This window comes from Chelatococcus sambhunathii (genome assembly GCF_001418005.1).
Lineage (GTDB): Bacteria > Pseudomonadota > Alphaproteobacteria > Rhizobiales > Beijerinckiaceae > Chelatococcus_A > Chelatococcus_A sambhunathii.
The window spans coordinates 224,443-247,442 of record NZ_LIOL01000003.1; the positions used below are offsets into that span (position 1 = coordinate 224,443).

A 23,000-nucleotide genomic window follows, 5' to 3' on the forward strand; every position below is an offset into this window, starting at 1 on the left:
CCATGCAGGGGCTGAGAAACCTCTTCGGACGGCTGTGGCAGGTCTGCTTGCGCTTCTGGCACGTCATCACGCGGCCGAGCGCCTATCTCAGTCTGGGCTTCCTGACGCTTGGCGGCTTCATCTGCGGCGTCATCTTCTGGGGCGGCTTCAACACCGCGCTCGAGGTCACCAACACCGAGAAATTCTGCATCTCCTGCCACGAGATGCACGACAATGTCTATCAGGAGCTCACCCAGACGGTGCACTTCTCGAACCGCTCGGGCGTGCGTGCGAGCTGCCCCGACTGCCACGTGCCGCACAACTGGACGGACAAGATCGCCCGCAAGATGCAGGCTTCGAAGGAAGTGTGGGGCAAGATCTTCGGCACCATCAACACGCGCCAGAAGTTTCTCGACGCCCGGCTCGAGCTCGCCAAGCACGAATGGGCGCGCCTCAAGGCGAACGACTCGCTCGAATGCCGCAACTGCCACTCGTCCATCGCCATGGACTTCACGAAGCAGACGCGGCGCGCGGCGGAGATCCACAGCCGCTATCTCGTCACCGGCGAGCGCACCTGCATCGACTGCCACAAGGGCATCGCCCATCTCCTGCCGGACATGACGGGCATCGAACCGGGCTGGACGGTCGACCCCGAGCTCGAAGCCTCCGGCCGCCAGTCCTGGCACGGCGGCAGCGAAGGCCTCGACGCCGTCCGCGCCTATCTCGCCGGTATCGAGGCGCAATAGTCGCTTAGCCGAAGAACAAACGCTCCCTCTCCCGCGTGATGGCCGGGCTCGTCCCGGCCATCCACGCCTCCGACGTTGGACGTCGTTCCAAGGCATGGATGCCCGCGACGAGCGCGGGCATGACGGTGGGGCTTGTTGCGTCTCGCCGCAGCACGGGCGCTCCATGGCACTTCGTCGACGCCAGGAACAGGAACGCGCGGGCGACATTTCCGCCGCTGATCCGGCCCTCGCCACCGTCATGGCCGGGCTTGTCCCGGCCATCCACGCGTCCGACGTTGGACGTCTTTCCAAGGCGTGGATGCCCGCGACAGGCGCGGGCCTGACGGCGCGGCTACGCGAGGACGAGACTCGCGCAGGCTGCCGGCATTCAAAGCCGGAAAGCCGCCAGCCGCTCCGGCAGGCGGGCGATCTCCTCCGCCTCCACATTGGCGAAGGCGACGCGCACATGGGCGTCAGCGCTCTCACCGAAATAGCTGCCTGGCAGCGCGAGCACGCCGCGCTCGGCGGCGAGCCGCTCGGCCACGCTCCGCCCCTTGCGGCCGGGGAAGGGATGGCGCAGATAGGCGAAATAGGCGCCGATCGAGGTGACGCCCCACTCCGGCAGATCGGCGAGCGCAGCACGGAAGGCGGCAAGCCGGCGGTTGATGTCCTCGGCATTGGCGGCGCGCCACCCGGCAAGCGCCGGGATCGCCCAGGCGAGCGCCGCTTGGCCGGTGCGCGGGGCGCAGATCTGCAGGCAGTCGAGCACCTTGGTGATCTCGGCGATGACGGGCGTGCCGGCGATGAGGGCGCCGAGCCGGTGCCCGGGAATGCCGTAGGCCTTCGAGAAGCTGTAGAGCTGGATGACGTTGTCGCGCCACGTCTCCCCCGCCAGCAGATCATGCGGCCGGCCCGCCTCCGGCGGCAGGAAGTCGCGGTAGGTCTCGTCGATGACGAGCCACAGGTTGCGCCGCCGGCACAGCTCGGCAAAGCGCGCGATGACGTCAGGCGGATAGACGGCACCGGTCGGGTTGTTGGGCGTGACGAGGACGATGGCGCGCAGGCGCTCGTCGACGAGCGCTTCCGCAGCTTCCGGATCCGGGACGAAACCGGCCTCCTGATCACAGGGCAGCGGCCGCGCCTCGATGCCCAGCATTGCGAGCGTCATCTGGTGGTTGAAGTACCACGGCGTCGGCAGTAGCACCGCCTCCCCGGCCTGCGCGAGTGCAAGCATGACGACGAAGAAGGCCTGGTTGCAGCCGGCCGTGACGGCAATCTCCTCCGGCATCACCGGTCCGCCGTAGAGCCCGGACACATGCTGCGCATATGTTTCGCGCAGGGATCTGTCGCCCGTGATGGCGCCGTAGCGGGCGGCTTCCGCACTGGCGGCTGCCTCCGCCAGCTTCTTCAACATGTCGGCATGGGGCGGGCGCCCCGGCACGGCCTGCGACAGGTCGATGAACGGGCCGAAGGCGCCGTCATAGGCGGCGCGCCAGGCTTGCGCCTCGGGGACGGGCGGGCTCGCCGTGGCGGCGAGAAGGGGATTGACCGGCATCGGATGTGTCTCGGATGGGAAAGCGGCGCGCGTGACGCCGCGGGTTAGCCTGTCAGGAGGCGCGTTGCAACTCGCGCCGGCGGGTCCGCGCCCGTCGCGGCGTCCGCTCCGGCCGCGCCTCGTCCCGGACGCGCTCGGCAAAGAGCCAGTCGATGAAGGCGCGCACCATCGGCGTGTTGCGCAATTCGCTCCGGGTGACGATGAAGAAGGCGTCGGGCGCTGGCACGGCGAGGTCGAACGGCACGATCAGCCGCCCGTCCGCCAGGAGCCGGCTCACCGTCACCGTGTCGCCGAGCGCCACCCCCAAGCCGTTGATCGCCGCCTCGAGCGCGAGATGGGCGTTCGACATGAAATGCCGGCGGCCATAGGCCAGCGTCGGCGCCTTGGCCGCAGCGAGCCAGCTGTTCCATTCGCGCCCGTCGTCGCCGTGCAGGAGAACGTGGCTGGCGAGATCCGCCACCTCGCGCAGCGGCCGGCTGTTGGCGAGCGTTGGGCTGCAGACGGGAAAGAGCGAGATGTCCGTCCAGGGCTCGACGACGCGGTCCGGCCAATGGCCGTCGCCGTAGACGAGGGCGAGATCCACCCGGTCGGAATAGATCTCGCGCGGGTCGTTGGAAGCGATGAGCTTGAGGCGGACGCCGGGATGACGCTCCGTGAAGCTGCCGAGCCGCGGCACCAGCCAGAAAGACGCCACCGCCTGCACGCAGCTCACCACCAGCTCGCCCTCCGTCGTCGGCCGTGTGAGCAGGGCGACCGCCTCGGCGATGGAACCGAAGGCGCCGGCAACGACCGGGAGCAGCGCCGCCCCGTGCGGCGACAGCGCGAGCCGTCCGCCCCGCCGCTCGAACAGTTGCACCTTGAGTGCCATCTCGAGTGCCCTGATCTGATGGCTCACCGCCCCGTGCGTCACGTGCAGCTCGGCCGCCGCGCGCGAGACCGAGAGGTGACGCGCCGTCACCTCGAAGGCGCGCAGGGGATTGAGGGGCGGCAGGCGTTTGGACACGGCGCCATCGTCCGGGCTGTGAAAATTCCTCACAGATTAGCCTCTAATAATCTCGCTTGCCAGCAGCCGGGCGAGTCTGCAGCATCGTCATATCAAGAGGGTGCGTACGTGCGGAGCGCATTGGCATCAGCATATATTTCAACAGAACCCATCTTACAACAATCCATATACGTTGTCTGAAAATCATATAGGAAATTATCATAGCATAGTCATATCGTAGTTTCTCCACCGCGGGAGAAATTGAGCAACTTTACAAGGATTGGACGCTTGCCATGACGATCAATGAGAAGAACCTCGCGCGGCTCAGGGAGAAATACGGTGCAGGGCATGGCGGCTCCGTCTTCGATCCGCGCTTTCGCAAGGTGGCCGAGCGGATCTTCAGCGCCAAGGGCACACGCGCCCTGCCCTATGGCGGCGTGCCGACCTTCCTGTCGGCGCCATACCGCCCGGTCGGCCCCGAGGAGACGACCTTCGGCGACCTTCAGGTGGCGCTCGTCGGCGTGCCCATGGACCTCGGCGTCACCAACCGCTCCGGCTCGCGCTTCGGCCCGCGGGCACTGCGCACCATCGAGCGCATCGGCCCCTACAACCATGTGCTCGACTGCATGCCCGTCGGCGAACTCACCGCCGCCGACGTCGGCGACGTGCCTTTCCGCAGCCGCTACGATCTCGAGGGCTGCCATGCCGACATCGAGTCCCATTTCCGCCGCTTCCTCGAACAGGGCGTGGCGACGCTCGCGGTGGGCGGCGACCATTCGATCACCCATCCCATTCTGCGCGCGGTCGGCCGCGAGGCACCGGTCGGCCTCATCCACATCGATGCCCATTGCGACACGGGCGGCGCCTTCGACGGCACCAAGTTCCACCACGGCGGCCCGTTCCGCAACGCCGTGCTCGACGGCGTGCTCGACCCGACGCGCACCATCCAGATCGGCATCCGCGGCGCGGCCGAATATCTGTGGGAATTCTCCACCGATTCCGGCATGACGGTGATCCACGCCGAGGAATTCGCCGCGATGGGTCCAGAGGCGGTCATCGCCCGGGCACGCGAGGTCGTCGGCGACGGCCCGACCTATCTCTCTTTCGACATCGACAGCCTCGATCCGGCCTTCGCGCCGGGCACCGGCACACCCGAGGTCGGCGGACTGTCGACGCGCGAGGCACAGCAACTCCTGCGCGGTCTCAAGGGGCTCAACATCGTCGCCGGCGATGTGGTGGAAGTGGCGCCGCAATACGATGCAACCGCCAATACGGCCCATGCCGGCGCACAGATGCTGTTCGAAATCCTCAGCCTGATGGTCTTCAGCCCGTCGGTCGGTGGAAGGAAGGATTGAAAACCGCGTGCCGCCGGCGCTAAACGGCGGCAAGATGCATCAAACGGCGACTCAACGCCGGGATATCGAGGGGATTGTCATGACGAGACCAAATAACGGCGTCAGTCGCCGCACGATCCTTGCCGGCGGGGCCGCGGGCCTTGCCGCGCTTGGCATGCCGACCATCCTGCGCGCCGCCGACAAGACGCTGAAGGTCGGCGTCTACGGGGGCTTCTTCAAGGATTCGTTCGACAAGCACATCTTCCCGGAGTTCACCAAGGCGACAGGCATCGCGGTCGAGAGCATCGCCGAGCCCACGGGCGAGGCCTGGCTGGTGCAGCTGTCGCAGGCCGCTCGGGCGGGCGTCGCTCCCGCCGATGTGTCGATGATGTCGCAGACCGCGCTGCTCAAGGGCGCAGCCGGCGAGCTGTGGGCGCCGCTTGATCTGGCCAAGATGAAGAACACGGCCAGTCTCGTCGAGCGCTTCGTCAACAAGTACCCGGACGGCCGCGTCGCCGGGATCGGCGCCGTCTCCTGGTACATCACGCTCGTCACCAATACGAAGGTCTTTCCCGAGGCGCCCACGTCCTGGGCGGCCCTGTGGGATCCGGCCAACAAGGACAAGCTCGGCCTGCTCGCCCTCGTCTCCAACTCCTTCCTCCTCGAGGTGACGGCCGCCACATTCTTTGGGGGCACCCAGGCGCTCGACGATGAGGCCGGCCAGCTCAAGGCCTTCGAGAAGCTGGCCGAGGTCAAGCCCAACGTGAAGCTGTGGTATCGCGACGAGGCGCAGTTCGAGCAGGCGCTGAAATCGGGCGAGATCCCGATGGGCCAGTACTATCACGACGTCACCGGCCTTGCCGCTGCCGACGGGCACCCGGTGCGCTCCACCTTCCCGAAGGAGGGCGGCATCCTGGATTCCGGCTCCTGGGCGGTCTCGCGCGCCTCCAAGGCCCTCGACGAGGCGCATGTCTTCATCGACTACATGTGCCAGCCGCAAATCCAGGCACTGATGTCGCGCAAAGTCGGTACCTCGCCCACGGTGCGCCGCGATCTCCTCGACCTGACCGATGCCGAATTCGCGGCCGTTTCCTCCGACATTCCGCCGATCGTGCCGCGCTACGACCTCTATCTGTCGCGGGCCGACTGGCTGAACCAGAAATGGACGGAGATGATCGTCGGCTGAGAGGGGGCAATCGGCGGTAGGCAGTCGCCAGGTCTTTGCGCTACCGACTGCCCATTGCCGACTGCCGCAAAGGGATTCCCATGACCGGCCTCGTGCTCGACAACATCACGAAGCGCTTCGGCTCCGTCGCGGCCGTCGACCGGGTGAACCTCTCCGTGCCCGACGGCAGCTTCGTCTGCCTGCTCGGCCCCTCGGGCTGCGGCAAGACCACGCTCCTGCGCATGATCGCGGGCCTCGAGGAGCCGAGCGAGGGGCGCATCCTCGTTGGCGGCGCGGACGTGACGCGGACGCCCGCCCACCAGCGCGATTTCGGCATGGTCTTCCAGTCGCTGGCGCTGTTTCCCCACCTCTCCGTCGGCGAGAACATCGCCTACCCCCTGCGCATCCGCAATGTGGCGAAAGCTGAGCAGGCGCGGCGCGTCGAGGAACTGCTTGCGCTCGTGCGCCTGCCCGGCTTCGGCGAACGGCCGGTATCGAAGCTCTCCGGCGGCCAGCGCCAGCGCGTCGCCATCGCCCGGGCACTGGCGCTTCAGCCGCGGCTCTTCCTGCTCGACGAGCCGCTGTCGGCGCTCGACGCCAAGCTGCGCGAAGCCATGCAGGTGGAGCTCAGACAGCTGCAGCAGCGCCTCGGCATCACCACCGTCGTCGTCACCCACGACCAGCGCGAGGCCATGACCATGGCCGACCTCGTCGTCGTGATGAACGAGGGACGCATCCGCCAGAGCGCGCCACCCGTCGACATCTACCGCCGCCCGGCGGACACCTTCGTCGCCGACTTCATCGGCATCACCAATCTCATCAAGGCGCGGCGCGGCGCAGGCGACACGGTGCTCGTGCCGGGCGGGACGCTTGTCGGCATCGCCCTGCCGACGGAGGAGGCGACGATCTCCGTGCGGCCGGAGGACGTGCGCCTCGTGCCGCCGCATGCGGCGGCGATCACCGGCCGGGTCGACTTCGTGCGCGACCTCGGCGCCAGCATCGAGATCTATGTCGAGGCCGACGGCCAGAGGATCGTCGCCGTGGCGAGCCCGCGCGAGCGGCCGGACCTCCAGCCCGGCGCCCCGGTGGGCCTCGCGCTCCCCGCCGACGCCTGCGTGGTGCTCGGCGCATGACGGCGGCACGGCCCCAACGGCTGCAGGACTACGCGCCGCTCGTCTTTCCGGCGCTGATGCTCACCGTCTTCTTCGTGGTGCCCTTCGGCATCATGGTGGCGATCAGCTTCTTCCGCCGCGTGCAGGGCGCCTTCTACGAGCCGGACTTCGTCTTCGACAATTACGCGCGGTTCCTGTCCGCCTTCTTCGGCCAGGTGCTCGGCTTCTCGCTGGTGCTGGCGACCCTCGTTGCCCTGGTCGCCGTCACCATTGCCTTCCCCTTCACGTTCCTGCTCGCGCGGCTGCCGCGGCGCTGGCAGGTGGTGTGGCTCGTGGCGCTGCTCTCCATCGTCTCGCTGTCCGAGGTCATCGTGGGCTTCGCCTGGTCGACGCTGTTCTCGCGCACGGCCGGCGTCACCAATATCCTCGTCGCGCTCGGCCTCATGAGCGAACCCATGTCTCTGTCGCCCAGCTTCGGGGCGCTGCTCACCGGCCTCAGCTACCACGCCTTTCCCTATACGGTGCTCGTGCTCTATCCGGCGCTCGCCCGGCTTGACCCAACGCTGATGGAGGCGGCGCGCACCCTGGGCGCCTCCCCTCCCCGCGCCTTCCTCACGGTCGTCGTTCCGGCCCTGCGCAACACCATCCTCGCCACCATGATCATGGTGTTCGTCTTCGCTCTCGGCTCCTATCTCCTGCCGCAGCTGCTCGGCCGGCCGAGCAACTGGACCCTCTCCGTGCTCATCACCGACCAGGCGATCTACCAGTCCAACCTGCCCTTCGCGGCGGCGATGGCCGTGTTCCTCGTCCTTGTAAGCCTCGCGCTCGTCGGGCTCTCGCTGCTCGTCGGACGCAAGGAGGCCGCCCAATGAGCCGCCTCTTCACGCGCCTGTTCATGGTGCTCGTCGCCCTGGTGCTGGCGGCGCCGATCGTCGTCGTCGCGGGCGTCTCCTTCAATGCGCAGAGGACGCTCACCTTTCCGCCGGTCGGCTTCTCGCTCGCCTGGTTCGGCGAGGTCTTCACCGATGCCGGCTGGCGCGGCGCGCTGCTCACCAGCCTCGCCATCGCGGCCGGCGCGGCGGCCCTCGCCGTCGCCATCGCCTTCCCGCTCGCCTGGTTCCTGTGGCGCTGGCATGCCCCCTGGGCGCGTGTGTTCCAGGCGCTGGGCACGGCGCCCTTCATCCTGCCGCCGGTGATCACCGCCCTCGGCTTCCTGAGCTTCTGGGCGACCGCCGGCTTCTACGGCGCACCCTGGACGGTAGTGATCAGCCACGCGATCTTCCTCGTCACGCTGCCGCTCGTCACCATCACCCTCGGCTTTTCTTCCGTCGACCGCAGCCTGACGGAAGCCGCCGCCACCATGGGCGCTGACGATCGCACCGTGCTGAGAACGGTCGTGCTGCCGCTCGTCACGCCCTATCTCGTCTCGGGCTATGCCTTCGCCTTCGTGCTCTCGCTCAACGAATACATCATCGCCTACATGGTCGCAGGCTTCACCGTGGAGACACTGCCGATCAAGATCTTCAACGCCCTGCGCTACGGCTACACGCCCACCATGGCAGCGGTAACGGTGTTCTTCGTCGCGGCAGCCGCGCTCATCTTCAGCCTCGTCGCCCGCTTCGGCGACCTGCCGCGCCTCCTCGGCGCCTGGTCGTCGAAGGAGAGTTGAGCCGATGCCCGCCTCTTCGTCACGCGTCTGAGTGGGGCTCTTCGTCGCCATCGTCGGCGGCGTGCTCATCCTCCTCCCCGCCCGGCATGGTCCAGCCATCGGCAAGGAGCTTCTCCTTGTCGAGCAGCCCGGCCTCCTCCAGCTGCTCGATGTCGGGCAGATCGCGCAGGCTGGTGAACCCGAAGCGGGCGAGGAAGGTCGGGGTCGTCACATAGGTGTAGGGCGCTCCCGGCTGGGGACTGCGCGGCCCGGCGGCGACCAGACCTGCGGCACGCAGACGCGCGACGAGGTCGCGCCCGACCTCCCGCCCGAAGAAGGTGGACAGCGCGCCGCGCGTGATCGGCTGAAAATAGGCGATGGCGGCGAGCGTCAGCATTTCCGACGACGACAGCACCTCCCCCCGCTCGCCTTGGCCGCGCACGGCACGCACCGCCGCGCCATAGGCCCGGCGCGTACGCATCTGCCAGCCGCCGGCGACAGCGACCACCTCATAGGGACGACCGGCAAGCTCGGCGCGGATATCGTCGATGACGAGATCGACATCGCAGCCACGGCCGACGATGCGGGCGAGCGCCTCACGCGGCACCGGCTCGGCCGCGGCGAAGAGCACCGCCTCGACGCGCCCCATCCATTCCCGCCAGCGCAGTTCGGCCGGCAGATCGGCAAGCTCCCGGTCGAGCGCATCCTCGTTTCTGGGGCGCGTCGCCACGGCTACAGCCCGTAGAGGCGGAAGCTCGGCCGCCCGGTGAGCTCCCGCACGGCCCCGAGGGCGACGAGCCGCTCGAACAGGCGCCTTCCTGCCCGGTCGCTCGTCCCTTGCCGGACGCTGGCCGCCGCCGTCGCATCCTCGCGCAGCAACAGCGCGACCGCCCCCGCCGCGGCCCTGGAGCGCAGCCGTGGCGCAGTTGCCACCAGCCTTTCGGCGCGCCTTGCAAGATCGCCATAGAGCTCGAGCGCCTCGAGCGCCCCGCGCTGATAGGCGAGGCAGCACACCCGCAGCCACGCTTCCGCACCATCGGGCCTTGACGCAAGGCGCAGGTCGGCGCGGCGGACCTGCGGCGCGATCATCGGTACCGCGGAGAGCCAGCCGAGCTGCCGGGCAAGCACGACATCGGCCAGCCACAGGGCCACGCAGTCGAGCTCCGGCCTCGCCTGCATAACAATGGTAGCGGCGCGGGCAGCGGCCGCGACGGGGAAGCCGCGCCTGTTCGACGCCGTATCGGCCACAAGCGTGAGAACCCGCTCGAGCGCCTCGGGCTCGGCCGCATGGCCCACCTCGCGCAGCGCGCCCGGCCATGCCTGAAAGCGCAAGGCTCCCGGCAAAGCAAGACGCCGCCAGAACCCGAGGATGCGGCCGCCCGGACCGGGGTCGTCACCGGCCCGGCGCAGATACCAGCTGTCGCGCAAGGTCGCCTCGTCCTCGCGTCGGCCGAGGAACCCAACATGGGCGACGGCCGCGCGCAGCGCGCAGCGCTGCCGCCACAGGACGCCGAGTTCGTGCTCCGCTGTCGCTACCGTATTGAGCAGCGCCAGGGCAGCGCCGGCCCGGAAGGCCGCCTCGGCCTCGCCCTCTCCGTCGGTACGGCCGCGCAGCCAGACAGGCGGCGGCGCCATCGGCCGGGGAACGAATCGTGCATTCTCCATGGGCGAAGGCTAACCCGGCGCGGCGCTTTTTCCTATCCCTGACCCGTGTAAGCGCCGCCCTTGTCGAACGCCATTCATGTCCGATAATGTTACCTTATCGGACGTAAGCAGGCGAGACCGGACCATGCCAACCGACAACACCTCGCTTGTTGAAAATGCCGCTCACCCGAACCCCGGAAGCGTGCAGGCCCGCGCGCAGGCGAGAGCCCCGGGCGCATCGCCCGGCCCGGAGTGCGTGCCCCCCCTCTCCTCCTCCACCAGGCGCGGCGAGCCGACCGGCAAGCCTCACACCGCCAACACGCGCCTTGCCTATGCCAAGGACTGGAAGCACTTTTCCGCCTGGTGCCGCCGCAGCGGACGCGCGGCCCCGGCCCCGGATCCGCAAACCATCGCACTCTACATAGAGGCCTGTGCGATCGGCGACGCGAGCAGCCGCCCCCTTTCCCGTGCCACGATCGAGCGCCGCCTCTGCGCGATTGCCTGGAATGCGGCACAGCGTGGCCAGACCTTCGACCGCTCCTCCCCCGCGATCGCCAGGGCGCTTGCGAATCTCCGCAGACAGCCCGATCTGGCGCGTCGCCGTGAGGCCGCTGACGCAGCCGATATCCTCGCCATGCTGGGCACCTTGCCGCACGACCTGCGCGGCCTGCGCGACCGTGCCATCCTCCTTCTCGGTTTCGCAGCCGGACTGCGTCGCTCGCAGATCGTCGGGCTCGACATCGGCCGCGCTGCCGCCAGCAGCCGCGGCGCCGTCGAGATCGACGGGGAAGGACTGCGGCTGAGACTGCGCGAAGCCGACGGTTGGCTGGAGGCGACTGTCGGTCGCGGATCCAGCGAGAGCACCTGCCCGGTGGCCGCAGTAGAGCGGTGGATCAGATTCGCCCGCCTTGGCGACGGCCCCCTGTTCCGCCGCATCGGCCGCGACGGCCGCACGGTCGCGGACGCACGGCTCGCAGACAAGCACGTGGCCCGTCTCGTCCGGCGAGCCGCCCTCGCCGCCGGCCTTGACGCCGATCGCACACGCGAGGGCCGCGCGCCAATCTTCGGCGCCGACGCCCTGCGCGCCGGCCGGACGTTCGCGACCGTTGCCGGCGCGCGCCGCACACGCCTCCTCGGCAGCGAAGGCGCCGACCGCCGAGGCCACTTCCTTGTCAATTTCACGAAAGCGCTCGGCCTCTAAGCCCTGCGACCCGTGCACCTACAGGCCGGCCAGCGAAGCCGGGACCAGTCTCCGATGTCCCTGCAGACGCTGTGGCCGCGCAGGACAGGTCCTTGACCACAACATGTCGTCGCAAAGGCAATAGCGGTCGCCTTCCCAGCCGCCAACCGGCGTCCTGTTGTCAGTTGACAACAGAACGCCATCTCCAGTCCGAGCCGCCACAAGCGGCAGATCATGACCGAACTACCGAACCCAACGGCGCCGGTAGGACTCATCAACCCTCCATCGGGCCGCCGATCGCCGCCCCTCGTCGCGCCGCTCCCAGGCTCGGGGTCGCATCGGCCTTCGGCAGCGCACCCACCCAGCCCGAGGCCCCGGAGCGCGCACCCCCGCCCGGCTGCCCAGCCAATGATAACGATCACCGCGGGCGGACGATCGGGCGCCGGCCTCGCGCCGCATTGCTGCCTGAACGCAGACGGCGCGACACCTTGCGTGCAAGGAACAACCCCGCGGGCGGAAGCAACACCGCTCCGCCGTTGTCAGGTGACAACATCCCGTCGCCGCAGCATGCCCGCAATCCGCACCTCGACCTTACGCTGGGACTTTTACTTTACGCTGCTCGTCAACACAGAAATCTCGCCGACAGCATCGCCATCGTCGTCGAGATGACGAAAGGGGCCATTAAGATTTCGTTAACCCTAATCTTCTTGCCGCCCGGGGCAGAATCGTGTCTCCTGCGCCAGACGGCATATGAGCGTTAGACGCCATAATTCCGTCTGAGAGCGATAGGATATGCAGACGATCGTCGAAAACCAGACCAGAATCGAGTCGGCCTCGGCCAGGATAGCGCGCCACGCAGGCGTCCTTTCGGCCCAGTTGCGCAGCCTCGGCGCGACCCTCTTCCCGCCCATGGCTCAAAAGACGTTGCGGTCTTTCACATCGGGGGAAGTTGCACGCATCATCGGCGTTTCCGACGGCTATCTGCGTCAGCTCTCGCTGGATGGCCTCGGGCCGATGCCGACCATCCTCACCGGCGGGCGGCGATCCTACAGCCTGGCGCAGATCAACGAATTGAGGCGCTATCTTGCCGCCTCCCGACCCCGCGACGCGCTCAACTTCCTCCCGACGCGCCGGCCCGGCGACAAGCTGCAGATCATCGCCGTGGCCAATTTCAAGGGTGGATCAGCCAAGACGACCACATCGCTCTACCTCTCGCAATATCTGGCCCTGCGCGGCTTTCGCGTGCTCGCCATCGATCTCGACCCGCAGGCATCGCTGTCAGCGATGTTCGGCTATCAGCCGGAGTTCGACATCGCCGAAAACCAGACGCTTTATGGCGCCATCCGCTATGACGAGCACCGGCGGCCGATGCGGGAGATCATCCACGCGACCTATTTCGACGGCGTTTCCATTGTGCCGGGCAATCTCGAGCTCATGGAGTTCGAGCACCACACCCCGCGCGCGATGCGCGACCCGAGCGCCCGCGGCCAGAACCTCTTCTTCCGCCGCGTCGCGACCGCGATCAGCGAGGTCGAGGATGATTACGACATCGTCGTCATCGATTGCCCGCCCCAGCTCGGCTATCTCACGCTCGGCGCGCTCAATGCGGCGACGTCGATGGTCGTGACCGTCCATCCGCAGATGGTCGACGTCGCCTCGATGAACCAGTTCCTGCTCATGACCTCCGACCTCATGTCGGTCGTGGAGGAATATGGCGGCCGGCTCGATCACGACTTCATCCGCTATGTCGTCACCCGACACGATCCCAACGATGTGCCGGAGACGCAGATCGTCGCGCTCCTGCGCAGCCTTTTCGGCGAGGACGTGCTGAAGGCAACCGCCTGGAAGTCCACCGCCATTGCCAATGCCGGGCTCACCAAGCAGTCGCTTTACGAGCTGGAGCGCGGCTCCGTCGGTCGGGCGGCCTATGACCGGGCGCTCGAATCCGTCGATGCCGTCAATGCCGAAATCGTCCAGCTCATCAACGCAGTGTGGGGCCGATGACGAAACGATCCGATACCCTGAAGGCTCTTTTCGGCGCGCCGCAGGCACAGGCGTTGTCAGCTGACAACCATGCTGCGCCGTTGCCGCGCGTGGCCGCCGGCTCAATCCGCTCGATAAAAGAATCTTTTTCCGGCATCGAGCGCGAGAATGAAGTGCTGCGCGAAACGATCGCCGCCGGCGCCAGCGTGGTCGAGATCGATCCCGCGCTCATCGAGCCGTCGCCCTACAGCGATCGTTTCATCGACGACGGCGGGCCCGAGTTCGAGCAGCTCAAGGCCTCCATGCGGGTCAACGGGCAGGAAGTGCCGGTGCTGCTGCGCCGGCATCCCACGCAGGAAGGGCGTTACCAGACGGCCTTCGGTCATCGCCGCATCCGGGCTGCGCGTGAACTCGGCCTCAACGTGCGAGCGGTCGTCCGGGCGCTGTCGGATACCGACCTTGTCATCGCTCAGGGCATCGAGAACTCGGCCCGTCAGGACCTGTCGTTCATCGAACGCGCGGTCTTTGCGCTACGCCTCGAGAGAGCTGGGCACGAGCGCTCGGTGATCCAGGAGGCGCTCACGGTCGATCGGGCAGAGGTCTCCAAGCTGATTGCGGTCGCGAGCGAGATCCCCGAGGACATCGTGACCGCCATCGGCCGCGCGCCGAAGATCGGGCGGCCACGTTGGCAGGCCCTCGCCGCCCGGCTTTCCGAGCCCGGAGCGCTTGGCCGCACGCGCCGCCTCATCAAGAGCGCGACCTTCGGTCAGTCGGATTCCGACAGCCGCTTCCTGCAGGTCCTCGCCAGCGCAGCGCAAACGGACGAGGGGAGGGCCAGTCGGCCGGCAAAGCAAGCCGTCGTTACAGCCAATGGAGCCAAGATCGCGGACGCGGAGCACAAGGGCCGTGCGCTGAAGCTCACCTTCGCCCAGCCGCTCGACGAAGGTTTTGCCGCCTTCGTGCTCGATCAGATTCCGGCGCTGTTCGACCGTTACGCAGCGCAGGAAAAGGGACGGCGCTGAGGCCCGTCCTCCGTCACGAACCGTAGCAACACGAGGAGCAAGCACCGCAAAAGAAAAGGCCCCCGAAACGTCTCCGCTCCGGAAGCCCTTCCTCATGTGTGTAGCGACCGTGAGAATCGCACTTCCGCGAATCGCAGTCAAGCGTCGGCGTCGTTTCGGCGAGCAAAAATCTTTTGCCTGCGAGGAGCAGGAATGATGAGCGACGCCTATTTCACGACGCCCTTCGGGCGGCGGTCGGTGACGTTTGGCCAATTGGCCAGGCAGACTGCTGCCCGAGCGGTGGCCCCCGAAGGTCAGGTCCAGAAATGGCAGGTCTTCCGCAACATCACGGAAGGCAAGGCGCGGCTCGGCGTGAGCGACCGCTCACTCGCCGTCCTCAACGCCCTCCTGTCTTTCCATCCCGAAACGCTGCTGTCCGCCGGCAACGAGCTCGTGGTCTTTCCCTCGAACCGCGAACTATCCTTGCGCGCCCACGGCATGGCGCCCGCAACGCTGAGACGGCACCTCGCCGCACTCGTCGAAGCCGGGCTCGTCATCCGCCGGGACAGTCCCAACGGCAAGCGTTATGCCCGCAAGGGCCCGGGAGGCGTCATTGAGACCGCCTACGGATTCGACCTGACGCCCCTCGTCAGCCGTGCCGGCGAGTTCGAACGCGTTGCCGACGAGGTCAGAGCCCACCGCAAAGCCATCATGCTGCTGCGCGAACGCATCACGCTTCTGCGCCGCGACATCCGCAAGCTCATCCAGTTTGCCGAGCAGGAGGCACTGCCAGGACCCTGGACCGATCTCACCGCCCAACTCGCCAGCCTGTCCGGCCATCTGCCTTCGACCACACCCAAGACCATTCTCGAAACGACCGTCGACGCGCTTCAACACCTTTGCACGGACGTGCATAAGACGTTGGAAAAAAACATCATTTTCCAAAAACTGAGCGCCGATGAATCCCAATCTGAGCGCCACCTACAGAATCAACCCTCAGAGAATCGAGATTCTGAAGATGAGCGCATTGCCGCAACGACGTCGGAAACGCCTCCATCTCTTCATCGACATGAAGGTCGTCAGGACGACGTGCGCCTCGACGACGTTCTTTCTGCCTGCCCGGCAATCACCGACTACAGCCGCACCCCGATCACCAGCTGGAACGAACTGCTGAAGGCCGCAGATCTCGTCCGCACCTTCCTCGGCGTCGGCCGAGAAGCGTGGCATGACACCTGTGGGTTGCTCGGGCCAAGAACCGCAGCAGCCGTGATTGCTGCCATCCTGGAGCGCCACCAACAGATCCGCAGTCCTCGTGCCTACCTGCATACGCTGACCGCTCGCGCCAGGAGCGGAACCTTCTCGGTCGGTCCAATGCTGCTGGCCCTGAGGCGCGCCAAGCTCGCCACGGAACCATCGACAACCGATGCTTTTGCGACGCGAGAAGAAGCTGCCGGAAAGGCCATCGGCCCTCTTCGTCCGCACCCCTCTGACACGCTCCCATCTCCCCGCTTGCACCCGCCCATCCGTCTCGGACAACTCGGCTACCCCGATCCGGAAAACGTTAAGCGCTATCGGAGACACGGCCCTCTCGTCCGAATCGGACCTCGAACATGAGATGTCCGAAAGATCTTCAGCCTTGCGGGCACGCCTCAACAAGAATGCCCCTTCGTTCCACCCCGATCCGTCACCGCGACGCATCCAGGCGACGGGCATCCACCGGAGCGCGAGCCTTGGCGTCGTTGTCGAAATAAACATAGACAACGCATCCTCCAGCCCGGTGCCTGGCGCGATCCGCGATGCCTTCCATTCCGCTACCCACTGACCCAGGCCCGGATCCACGTCGCCCATCGCTCGAGCGCGGCATCGTCCCGTCCGGCATCCGTCGGCTCTCCGTGCCCGCGGTCGACTATGACGACGGCACCTGGAACCCTCCTTCCGCGCCTCCATCGTCATCCTGGAGGAGGGGAGAGTAGAGGTCAGTAATGTCGACGGCACCGCCGCAGCCGCTCCGGACGTGGCCACCATGCCCGACTGAGCGCGCAGCCGCTTGACTCGGGCGGGCATTGGCGCCACGTTTCCAAAACGTTTTGGAACTGCCGATGCATGCACGCGCCCATAGGACCTGGACAAAGCGATTGCGCCTCAAGGAACTTGCGGCGCATCTCGACCTGTCGATCACGACGGTGTCGCGGGCGCTCGCTGGCTATTCGGACGTGAGCGAGGAGACGCGGCGGCGCGTGCGCGAGGCGGCGGACGCCTTCGGCTATGTACCGAATCAGATGGGCCGGATGCTCGTCTCCGGCCGCAGCAACTTCGTGGGCATGCTGCTGCCGATCCACCCGCACGAGCTTGTCGATCCCTATCTCGCCGACTTTCTCGCAGGACTCGCCGGCGGCCTCACGCAGCGCGGGCGGGACCTCTTCCTCGCGACCGTGCCCACGGGGCAGGACGACCTTGCCGTGCTGCAACGCGTCGTCGAGAGCCGGCGGGCCGATGCGGTCGTGCTCTATCGCCTGACCTGCGAGGATCCGCGCGTCGCCTTCCTCATCGAGCGCGGCGTGCCCTTCGTCGCGCACGGGCGCACGCTTGCCGGCACTGACGCCTATTCCTGGCTCGACACCGACGGCGAGGGCGCCTTCCACGACCTCGGCCGCAAGCTCGTCGCCCTCGGCCACCGCCACTTCGCCATGCTCGCGCCGACGAAGGACTTCACCTATGCCTTCCTGCGTCGGCGCGGCTTCGAGCGGGCGCTCGCCGAGGCGGGCCTGCCGCCGCCGGACGTGCTGACGGTGCCACTCGGAGACGCGGCTGCGATGGCACGGGCGGCGGCACAGCTCATCAACCGCGATCCGCGGCCCACCGCCATCATCGGCCTCAAGGACCAGCTCGCGCTCGCCGTTCTCGACGAGGCGCGGCGCGAAGGCATCGCCGTGCCGCAGGCGCTCACGGTGGTCGGCTTCGACGACACGCCGGTGGCAGCCTACGCCGACCCACCGCTGACGACCTTCAGCCAGAACATCGCCGAGGGCGCAGCGATGATCGCCGCCATGGTGATCGAGCGTCTCGAGAAGGGCGAGGCCGGCATTGCCGGACATCTCGTCGAGCCACGCTTCGTGCCGCGCGCGAGCCACGGACCCGCGCCGGCCGGAGCGACATGAACGCGGCCGGTGCCGCAGCGGTGGGAGTGTGAAGACCGACAACAAGGCGCTCCGCCAAACCGAAGGGGAGGACGTGACATGATGCGCAGGAAACAGGGAACGATGATCGCGCTCGCCGCGCTGACGCTGGCGTTCAGCGTTGCCGGGCGGGCCGAGGCGCAGGGGCTCCTGTTCTGGTCCACCCAGGCCAAGCCCGTCGAAGAGACGCAGAAGATGCGCACTGAGGTGCTCGGCGGCTTCGGTAAGCCGGTCGACTATTACGGCAACGATGCCGGTCCCTTCTTCACCCGCATCCAGGCGGAGCTCAAAGCCGGCAAGGGCACCATCGCGCTGCTCGGCGGCCTGCACGGCGAGCTCGCGTCGCTGTCGTCCGACCTCGTCGACCTGAAGGACGTGCTCTCGGCCACGGGGGACGCCAAGATCAACCCGACGCTCGTCTCGCTCGGCACCTATGGCACGGCCGAGCAGAAATACCTGCCCTGGATGCAGGCGAGCTACGTCATGGCCGCCAACAAGGAGGCGCTGCAATATCTGCCTGCGGGCGCCGATGTGCAGAAGCTCACCTATGACGAACTCATCGCTTGGGGCAAGGCGATGCGCGAGGCGACGGGATCGCCGAAGATCGGCCTGCCTGCCGGCCCCAAGGGCCTGCTGCACCGCTTCTTTCAGGGCTATCTCTATCCCTCCTACACCGGTTCGGTCGTGACGAAGTTCCGCTCGCCCGAAGCCGAGGCAATGTGGAACGCCTTCAAGATGCTGTGGGAGGAGATCAACCCCGCCTCGACCAACTACGGTTTCATGCAGGAACCGCTGCTCACCGGTGAGGTCTGGGTGGCCTGGGAGCACACGGCGCGCCTGCAGGACGCGCTCAACCAGAAGCCGGATCAATTCGTCACCTTCCCGGCGCCGGCCGGTCCCGCCGGGCGCGGCTTCATGCCGGTCGTCGCCGGCATCGCCATCCCCAAGACCTCGCCGAATGTCGAGGAGGCCAAGGCGCTCGCCGCCTACATGCTGAAGCCCGAGACGCAGATCGCGACGCTGCGGGCGACGAGCTTCTTCCCGGTCGTCGAGGTCACGCTGCCGGACGACATGCCCGCCGCGGTGAAGATGTCGGGTGCGACGGTGGCCGCCCAGTCGGCAGCACCGGATGCCAAGCCGAGCCTGCTGCCCGTCGGCATCGGCGGTCTCGACGGCAAGTTCAACAAGGTGTTCATCGACACGTTCCAGCGCGTCGTGCTGCGCGGCCAGGACGTGCGCCAGGTGCTCGACGAGCAGGCAGCGACGCTCAAGGACATCATGACCGAAAGCAAGGCCCCGTGCTGGGCACCGGACAAGACAAGCGAAGGGCCCTGCCCGGTGGAATGACCGGTACGGCTTGGCCTGCGCGGACACCAGTGGCGTTCCGCGTAGGCCGACACCGCGGAGGCGTGCGATGCAAAGACTGCTGAGCAGCCAGAAGGTGCTGCCCTACCTGCTCATATTGCCCGCGAGCCTATTTCTCGCGGCCTTCTTCTTCGTGCCCTTCGTGCAGGTCGTCCTCGCGGCCTTCACGAGCGACGATGGCTTCACCTTCACGCATTTCAGGACGATGGCCGACGACTGGAAGTTCATGCCCGCGCTCAGCAACACGCTGGGCCTGGCCCTCGTCGTCGTGCCGATCCAGATCACGCTCGCGCTTGTCATGGCGAGCCTCGTCACGCGCCTCAGGCGCGGGCGCGACGTGGTCCTCTATGTCTTCACCATCCCGCTCGGCATCTCGGACCTCGCGGCCGGGCTCATCTGGTTCGCGCTGCTCGAGCAGAATGGCTTCCTCAACAGCATCCTCTATGGCCTCGGCATCATCCCGGGCCCGCAGAACCTGCTCGACTACCGCAACACGGCGGGGCTGTTCGTCGCGGTCGTCATCGCGGAGGTATGGCGCGCCACGGCCATCGTGCTCGTCATCCTCGTCGCCGGCCTCGGCCTCATCCCGAAGGAATACGACGAGGCGGCCGAGGTCTTCGGCGCGGGGCCGCTGAAGCGCTTCTTCCTCATCACCTTGCCGCTGCTCAGGCCCAGCCTGCAGACGGCGCTGATCCTGCGCACCATCCTCGCCTTCGAGGTTTTCGCCGTCGTCGCCGTCGTCGCCGGCAACAACCTGCCGGTGCTGATGGGCGAGACCTATGCTTGGCAGTTCGACCTGCAGGACCACAAGGTGGCCTCGGCTTATGCCATCGTCATCCTCGCCATCTCGCTCGCCTTCACGGTCTTCTTCCTGTGGGTGCTGCGCGACCGCACGCGGGAGGCCGCGGCATGACCTCTCTGGCGACCACCGAAGCCGAAGCCTCGGCGCGGGCCGAGCCGCGCAGCAGCGGCCGGCTCGTCATGGCGAGCGCTGTCATCGTGCTCGTCGCCTGGGTGCTGGTGCCGATCTATCTTCTCGTCGTCAACGCGCTCGGCTCCGTCGCGGCGGTGACGGCCTGGCCGAAGGCGCTGGTGCCGGAGTTCGACCTCGCGAGCCTCGCCTTCTTCGCCAATTACGCCGGCGTGCCGCGGGCGCTGCTTAACTCCTTCCTCGTCGCCGGGCTGACGATGGTGCTGTCCATCGGCCTCGGCGCGCCGGCCGGCTACGCGCTGGCGCGCTTCCGCTTCCCCGGGGCGAACCTCTTCCGCCTCGCGGTGCTGATGACGCGCGCCTTCCCGTTGCCGCTGCTCGCCCTGCCGCTGACGGTGCTCTTCATCCGCGTCGGCCTCGACGACACCATCATCGGCCTGGCGCTCGTCCACACGACGCTTGCCATGCCCTTTGCCGTGCTGATCATGGCCTCGCTCTTCATGAGCATTCCCGAGGAGCTCGAGGAGGCGGCCTGGACGCTCGGCTGCTCGCGGCTCTCCGCCTTCCGCAAGGTGGTGCTGCCGCTGGCACTGCCGGGCATCGCGGCGGCGGGCATCTTCGCCTTCGTCATCTCGTGGAACGAGGTCTTCGCCGCGGCCGTGCTCACCATCGAGAACAAGACGCTGACGGCCTTCCTGCTGCAGAGCCTCGATGTCTCGCCCCTGCCGCTCAAGTTCGCCGGCGGGGCCGTCCTCATCGTGCCGGCGCTCCTCTTTCTCTTCGCCGTGCGCAAGTATCTCTTCTCCCTCTGGGGCATCGCCAACCGCTAGGCGATGAGCAAAGGGTCACCGGATGGCCGATATCGACATCAGGCAGGTCGCCAAGCGCTTCGGCAGCCACCAGGCCCTGCACGCCGTGGACCTCACGGTGGCGGACGGGGAGTTCGTCGTCCTTCTCGGCGCCTCCGGCTCGGGCAAGACGACGCTCCTGCGCATTATCGCCGGGCTCGAGACGGCGAGCGAGGGCACGGTGAGCATCGGCGGCCGGCGGGTGGACGGCCTGCCGCCGCGCCGGCGCGGCATCGCCATGGTGTTCCAGAACTACGCCGTCTTTCCGCACATGACGGTGTTCGACAACATCGGCTTCGGCCTCGCCATGCAGAAGATTCCGGCGGCTGAGATCGAGCGGAAGGTGCGTCGCGTTGCCGGGATGCTGCACATCGAGGAGCTGCTGAAGCGCTATTCCGGCCAGCTCTCCGGCGGTCAGCGCCAGCGCGTCGCCGTGGCCCGCGCGCTCGCCGTGGAGCCCGCGGTGCTCCTGATGGACGAGCCGCTGTCCAACCTCGACGCGCTCCTCAGGCTCGAGATGCGCGCCGAGCTCAAGGGCGTGCTCCAGGAGAGCCGCACCACGACCATCTACGTGACGCATGACCAGGTTGAGGCGATGAGCCTCGCCGACCGCATCGCCGTCATGCACGAAGGCCGCATCGTCCAGGCGGCGCCGGCGCCCGAGGTCTATCACCACCCCGCAACACGCTTCGTCGGCAGCTTTATCGGCAACCCGCCCATGAACTTCCTGCCCGCCAGCCGGGAAGGGCAGGGCGCGCGCGTCGCCGGCCATCTCTTCCGCCATGCGCCGGCGAGCGACGGGGCTCTTGCCTTCGGCATCCGGCCCGAGGATCTCGCGCCGGCGGGCGAGGGCTTTGCCGGCCGCGTCAAGGTTGTGGAGCCGCTCGGTCCGCACCAGCTCGTGACAATGGACCTCGCCGGCCATCTCTTCCGCGCCGTGCTCGACAACGATCTTGCCGTGCGTCCCGGTGAAACCCTGGTGCTCGCGCCGCGGCCCGGCCGGGCGCGCTGGTTCGACGCCGACAGCGGCGCAAGCCTGGCCGAGATCACACAGCCTGAACCCGTCACCGGAGCATGAGATGACGACCCATTCCCTTGAGGCCCTGCGGACGCGCGCCGCCGCGATCGTCGCCGACAATGATCGCGGCGCCTATACCGTACCGACAAAGGGGCTTTATCCCTTCCAGTGGAACTGGGATTCCTGCCTGACCGCCCTCGGCCAGCGCCATAGCGACGAGCGCCGCGCTTTCCTCGAGATCGAGACGCTCTTCGCCCACCAGTGGCCGGACGGCATGGTGCCGCACATCGTCTTCCACACGCCGGACGACAGCTATTTTCCCGGCCCCGACGTCTGGCGCACCGGCCGGCCGACGCCGACCTCCGGCATCACCCAGCCGCCGGTCGCCGGCCTCGTGCTGCGCCGCCTCGTCGAGACGGCCGCCGATCAGGCCTTCGCGGAGGAGAAGGCGCGGACCCTCCTGCCGAAGATCGCCGCTTGGCACCGCTGGTTCCACGCCATGCGCGATCCCGCCGGCTCGGGACTCGTCGCCATCCTGCATCCCTGGGAATCGGGCCGCGACAACAGCATCGACTGGGACGACGCCCTGGCACGCGTGCCGACCGAGGGCGTAGAGCCCTACGTTCGTCGCGACACCCAGCACGTCGATGCCGCCGAACGGCCGCACAAGGCCGAGTACGACCGCTACCTGTGGCTCGTGCAGCGCTTCCGCGACCTCGGCTGGGACAACCGCCTGCTGCACGACGCCTCCCCCTTCCAGGTCGTGGACCCGGCCATCAACGCCATCCTCGTCCGCTCCGACGAGGACGTTGCGCACCTCGCCGAACGCTTCGGAGACAAGGCGCTGGCGGAGGAGGCGCAGGCGCGGGCGGCGCGGGCGCGCGCGGCCTTCGATGGTCTCTGGAGCGCCGATCTCCGCCAGTACCTGCCGTTCGATCGCGTTGCCGGACAGCTGATCGCAAGCCCCTCGGTGGGCGGCCTCCTGCCCCTCCTCGCCGGGCTGGGGAATGCGGAGAAGCGCGCCGCGATGCGCGATCGCATCCGCACCTTGCGCACGCACGTGCGCTACGGCGTGCCGACGCATGATCCCACCGATCCACGCTTCGAGGCCAAGCGCTATTGGCGCGGGCCGTGCTGGCTGATCATCAACTATCTTCTCGCCGACGGGCTCGACCGCTGCGGCTTCGCCGCGGATGCGGCTGCCGTGCGGGCCGACAGCCTGGCGCTCGTCGAGAACGGCTTCGCCGAATATTACGACCCCCTGACCGGCGAGGGCCTCGGCGGCGGCAATTTCACCTGGACGGCGGCGATCCTCATCGAGACGCTGGCGACGAGCGCCGCTGCCTGAGGCGCG

The 23,000-nt window shown here is 67.6% G+C and carries 20 protein-coding genes; 16 read left to right on the plus strand and 4 right to left on the minus strand.

What is annotated here, in order from left to right; all coding sequences use genetic code 11:
* The first annotated feature begins 2 nt into the window (after positions 1-2).
* Positions 3-725 (plus strand): cytochrome c3 family protein, encoded by a 723-nt coding sequence (locus ASC46_RS07640; RefSeq protein WP_055458698.1) that lies wholly within the window; start codon positions 3-5, stop codon positions 723-725.
* A gap of 367 nt (positions 726-1,092) precedes the next feature.
* Here ASC46_RS07640 and ASC46_RS07650 read toward each other — a convergent pair whose 3' ends face one another.
* Both ASC46_RS07650 and gcvA read right to left on the minus strand, forming a co-directional pair.
* On the minus strand, positions 1,093-2,259 hold the full coding sequence (locus tag ASC46_RS07650; protein WP_055458700.1) for an aminotransferase: 1,167 nt from the start codon (positions 2,257-2,259) through the stop codon (positions 1,093-1,095).
* 52 nt (positions 2,260-2,311) lie between these two features.
* Entirely contained in the window at positions 2,312-3,262 is a 951-nt protein-coding gene (gcvA, locus tag ASC46_RS07655; protein WP_055458701.1) for a transcriptional regulator GcvA, read from the minus strand.
* A 272-nt stretch (positions 3,263-3,534) separates the two neighbouring features.
* Between gcvA and speB the strand changes: the two genes are divergently transcribed.
* The 5 genes from speB (at position 3,535) to ASC46_RS07680 (ending at position 8,521) form a co-directional block, all read left to right on the plus strand.
* Positions 3,535-4,596: an agmatinase gene (gene speB / locus ASC46_RS07660; protein WP_055458702.1), complete on the plus strand. Its 1,062-nt coding sequence runs from the start codon at positions 3,535-3,537 to the stop codon at positions 4,594-4,596.
* A gap of 79 nt (positions 4,597-4,675) precedes the next feature.
* Positions 4,676-5,761 (plus strand): ABC transporter substrate-binding protein, encoded by a 1,086-nt coding sequence (locus tag ASC46_RS07665; protein WP_055458703.1) that lies wholly within the window; start codon positions 4,676-4,678, stop codon positions 5,759-5,761.
* An 80-nt stretch (positions 5,762-5,841) separates the two neighbouring features.
* Complete coding sequence (locus tag ASC46_RS07670; protein WP_055458704.1) at positions 5,842-6,873, plus strand: ABC transporter ATP-binding protein; 1,032 nt, start codon at positions 5,842-5,844, stop codon at positions 6,871-6,873.
* A complete protein-coding gene (locus ASC46_RS07675) occupies positions 6,870-7,724 on the plus strand; it encodes an ABC transporter permease (protein ID WP_055458705.1) in 855 nt (284 codons plus the stop codon). The genes ASC46_RS07670 and ASC46_RS07675 overlap by 4 nt, the downstream gene beginning before the upstream one ends.
* Positions 7,721-8,521: an ABC transporter permease gene (locus ASC46_RS07680; protein WP_055458706.1), complete on the plus strand. Its 801-nt coding sequence runs from the start codon at positions 7,721-7,723 to the stop codon at positions 8,519-8,521. Before ASC46_RS07675 ends, ASC46_RS07680 begins: the two co-directional genes overlap by 4 nt.
* Before the next feature lie 19 nt (positions 8,522-8,540).
* Here ASC46_RS07680 and scpB read toward each other — a convergent pair whose 3' ends face one another.
* Entirely contained in the window at positions 8,541-9,230 is a 690-nt protein-coding gene (gene scpB / locus ASC46_RS07685) for an SMC-Scp complex subunit ScpB (protein ID WP_055458707.1), read from the minus strand.
* 2 nt (positions 9,231-9,232) lie between these two features.
* A complete protein-coding gene (locus tag ASC46_RS07690; RefSeq protein ID WP_055458708.1) occupies positions 9,233-10,165 on the minus strand; it encodes a DUF1403 family protein in 933 nt (310 codons plus the stop codon).
* A gap of 235 nt (positions 10,166-10,400) precedes the next feature.
* Between ASC46_RS07690 and ASC46_RS07695 the strand changes: the two genes are divergently transcribed.
* The 10 genes from ASC46_RS07695 to ASC46_RS07740 all read left to right on the plus strand — a co-directional run bounded on the left by ASC46_RS07695 (position 10,401) and on the right by ASC46_RS07740 (position 22,994).
* Entirely contained in the window at positions 10,401-11,345 is a 945-nt protein-coding gene (locus ASC46_RS07695) for a site-specific integrase (protein WP_055458709.1), read from the plus strand.
* A 771-nt stretch (positions 11,346-12,116) separates the two neighbouring features.
* Entirely contained in the window at positions 12,117-13,328 is a 1,212-nt protein-coding gene (repA, locus tag ASC46_RS07700; RefSeq protein WP_055458710.1) for a plasmid partitioning protein RepA, read from the plus strand.
* On the plus strand, positions 13,325-14,329 hold the full coding sequence (repB, locus tag ASC46_RS07705) for a plasmid partitioning protein RepB (protein WP_055458965.1): 1,005 nt from the start codon (positions 13,325-13,327) through the stop codon (positions 14,327-14,329). The genes repA and repB overlap by 4 nt, the downstream gene beginning before the upstream one ends.
* Before the next feature lie 195 nt (positions 14,330-14,524).
* The gene (gene repC / locus ASC46_RS07710) at positions 14,525-15,922 is read left to right on the plus strand and encodes a plasmid replication protein RepC (RefSeq protein WP_082464770.1); all 1,398 of its coding nucleotides are present in this window, start codon (positions 14,525-14,527) and stop codon (positions 15,920-15,922) included.
* A gap of 521 nt (positions 15,923-16,443) precedes the next feature.
* Positions 16,444-17,466: a LacI family DNA-binding transcriptional regulator gene (locus ASC46_RS07715; RefSeq protein ID WP_055458711.1), complete on the plus strand. Its 1,023-nt coding sequence runs from the start codon at positions 16,444-16,446 to the stop codon at positions 17,464-17,466.
* 81 nt (positions 17,467-17,547) lie between these two features.
* Positions 17,548-18,831, plus strand: coding sequence for an ABC transporter substrate-binding protein (locus ASC46_RS07720; protein ID WP_425349108.1), 1,284 nt, complete (start codon positions 17,548-17,550; stop codon positions 18,829-18,831).
* A gap of 76 nt (positions 18,832-18,907) precedes the next feature.
* On the plus strand, positions 18,908-19,762 hold the full coding sequence (locus tag ASC46_RS07725; RefSeq protein ID WP_055458966.1) for a carbohydrate ABC transporter permease: 855 nt from the start codon (positions 18,908-18,910) through the stop codon (positions 19,760-19,762).
* Positions 19,759-20,610: a carbohydrate ABC transporter permease gene (locus ASC46_RS07730; protein WP_096335341.1), complete on the plus strand. Its 852-nt coding sequence runs from the start codon at positions 19,759-19,761 to the stop codon at positions 20,608-20,610. Before ASC46_RS07725 ends, ASC46_RS07730 begins: the two co-directional genes overlap by 4 nt.
* A 22-nt stretch (positions 20,611-20,632) precedes the next feature.
* Entirely contained in the window at positions 20,633-21,706 is a 1,074-nt protein-coding gene (locus tag ASC46_RS07735; protein WP_055458713.1) for an ABC transporter ATP-binding protein, read from the plus strand.
* Position 21,707: 1 nt separating this feature from the next.
* Positions 21,708-22,994 (plus strand): MGH1-like glycoside hydrolase domain-containing protein, encoded by a 1,287-nt coding sequence (locus ASC46_RS07740; protein WP_055458714.1) that lies wholly within the window; start codon positions 21,708-21,710, stop codon positions 22,992-22,994.
* Positions 22,995-23,000 lie beyond the last annotated feature (6 nt).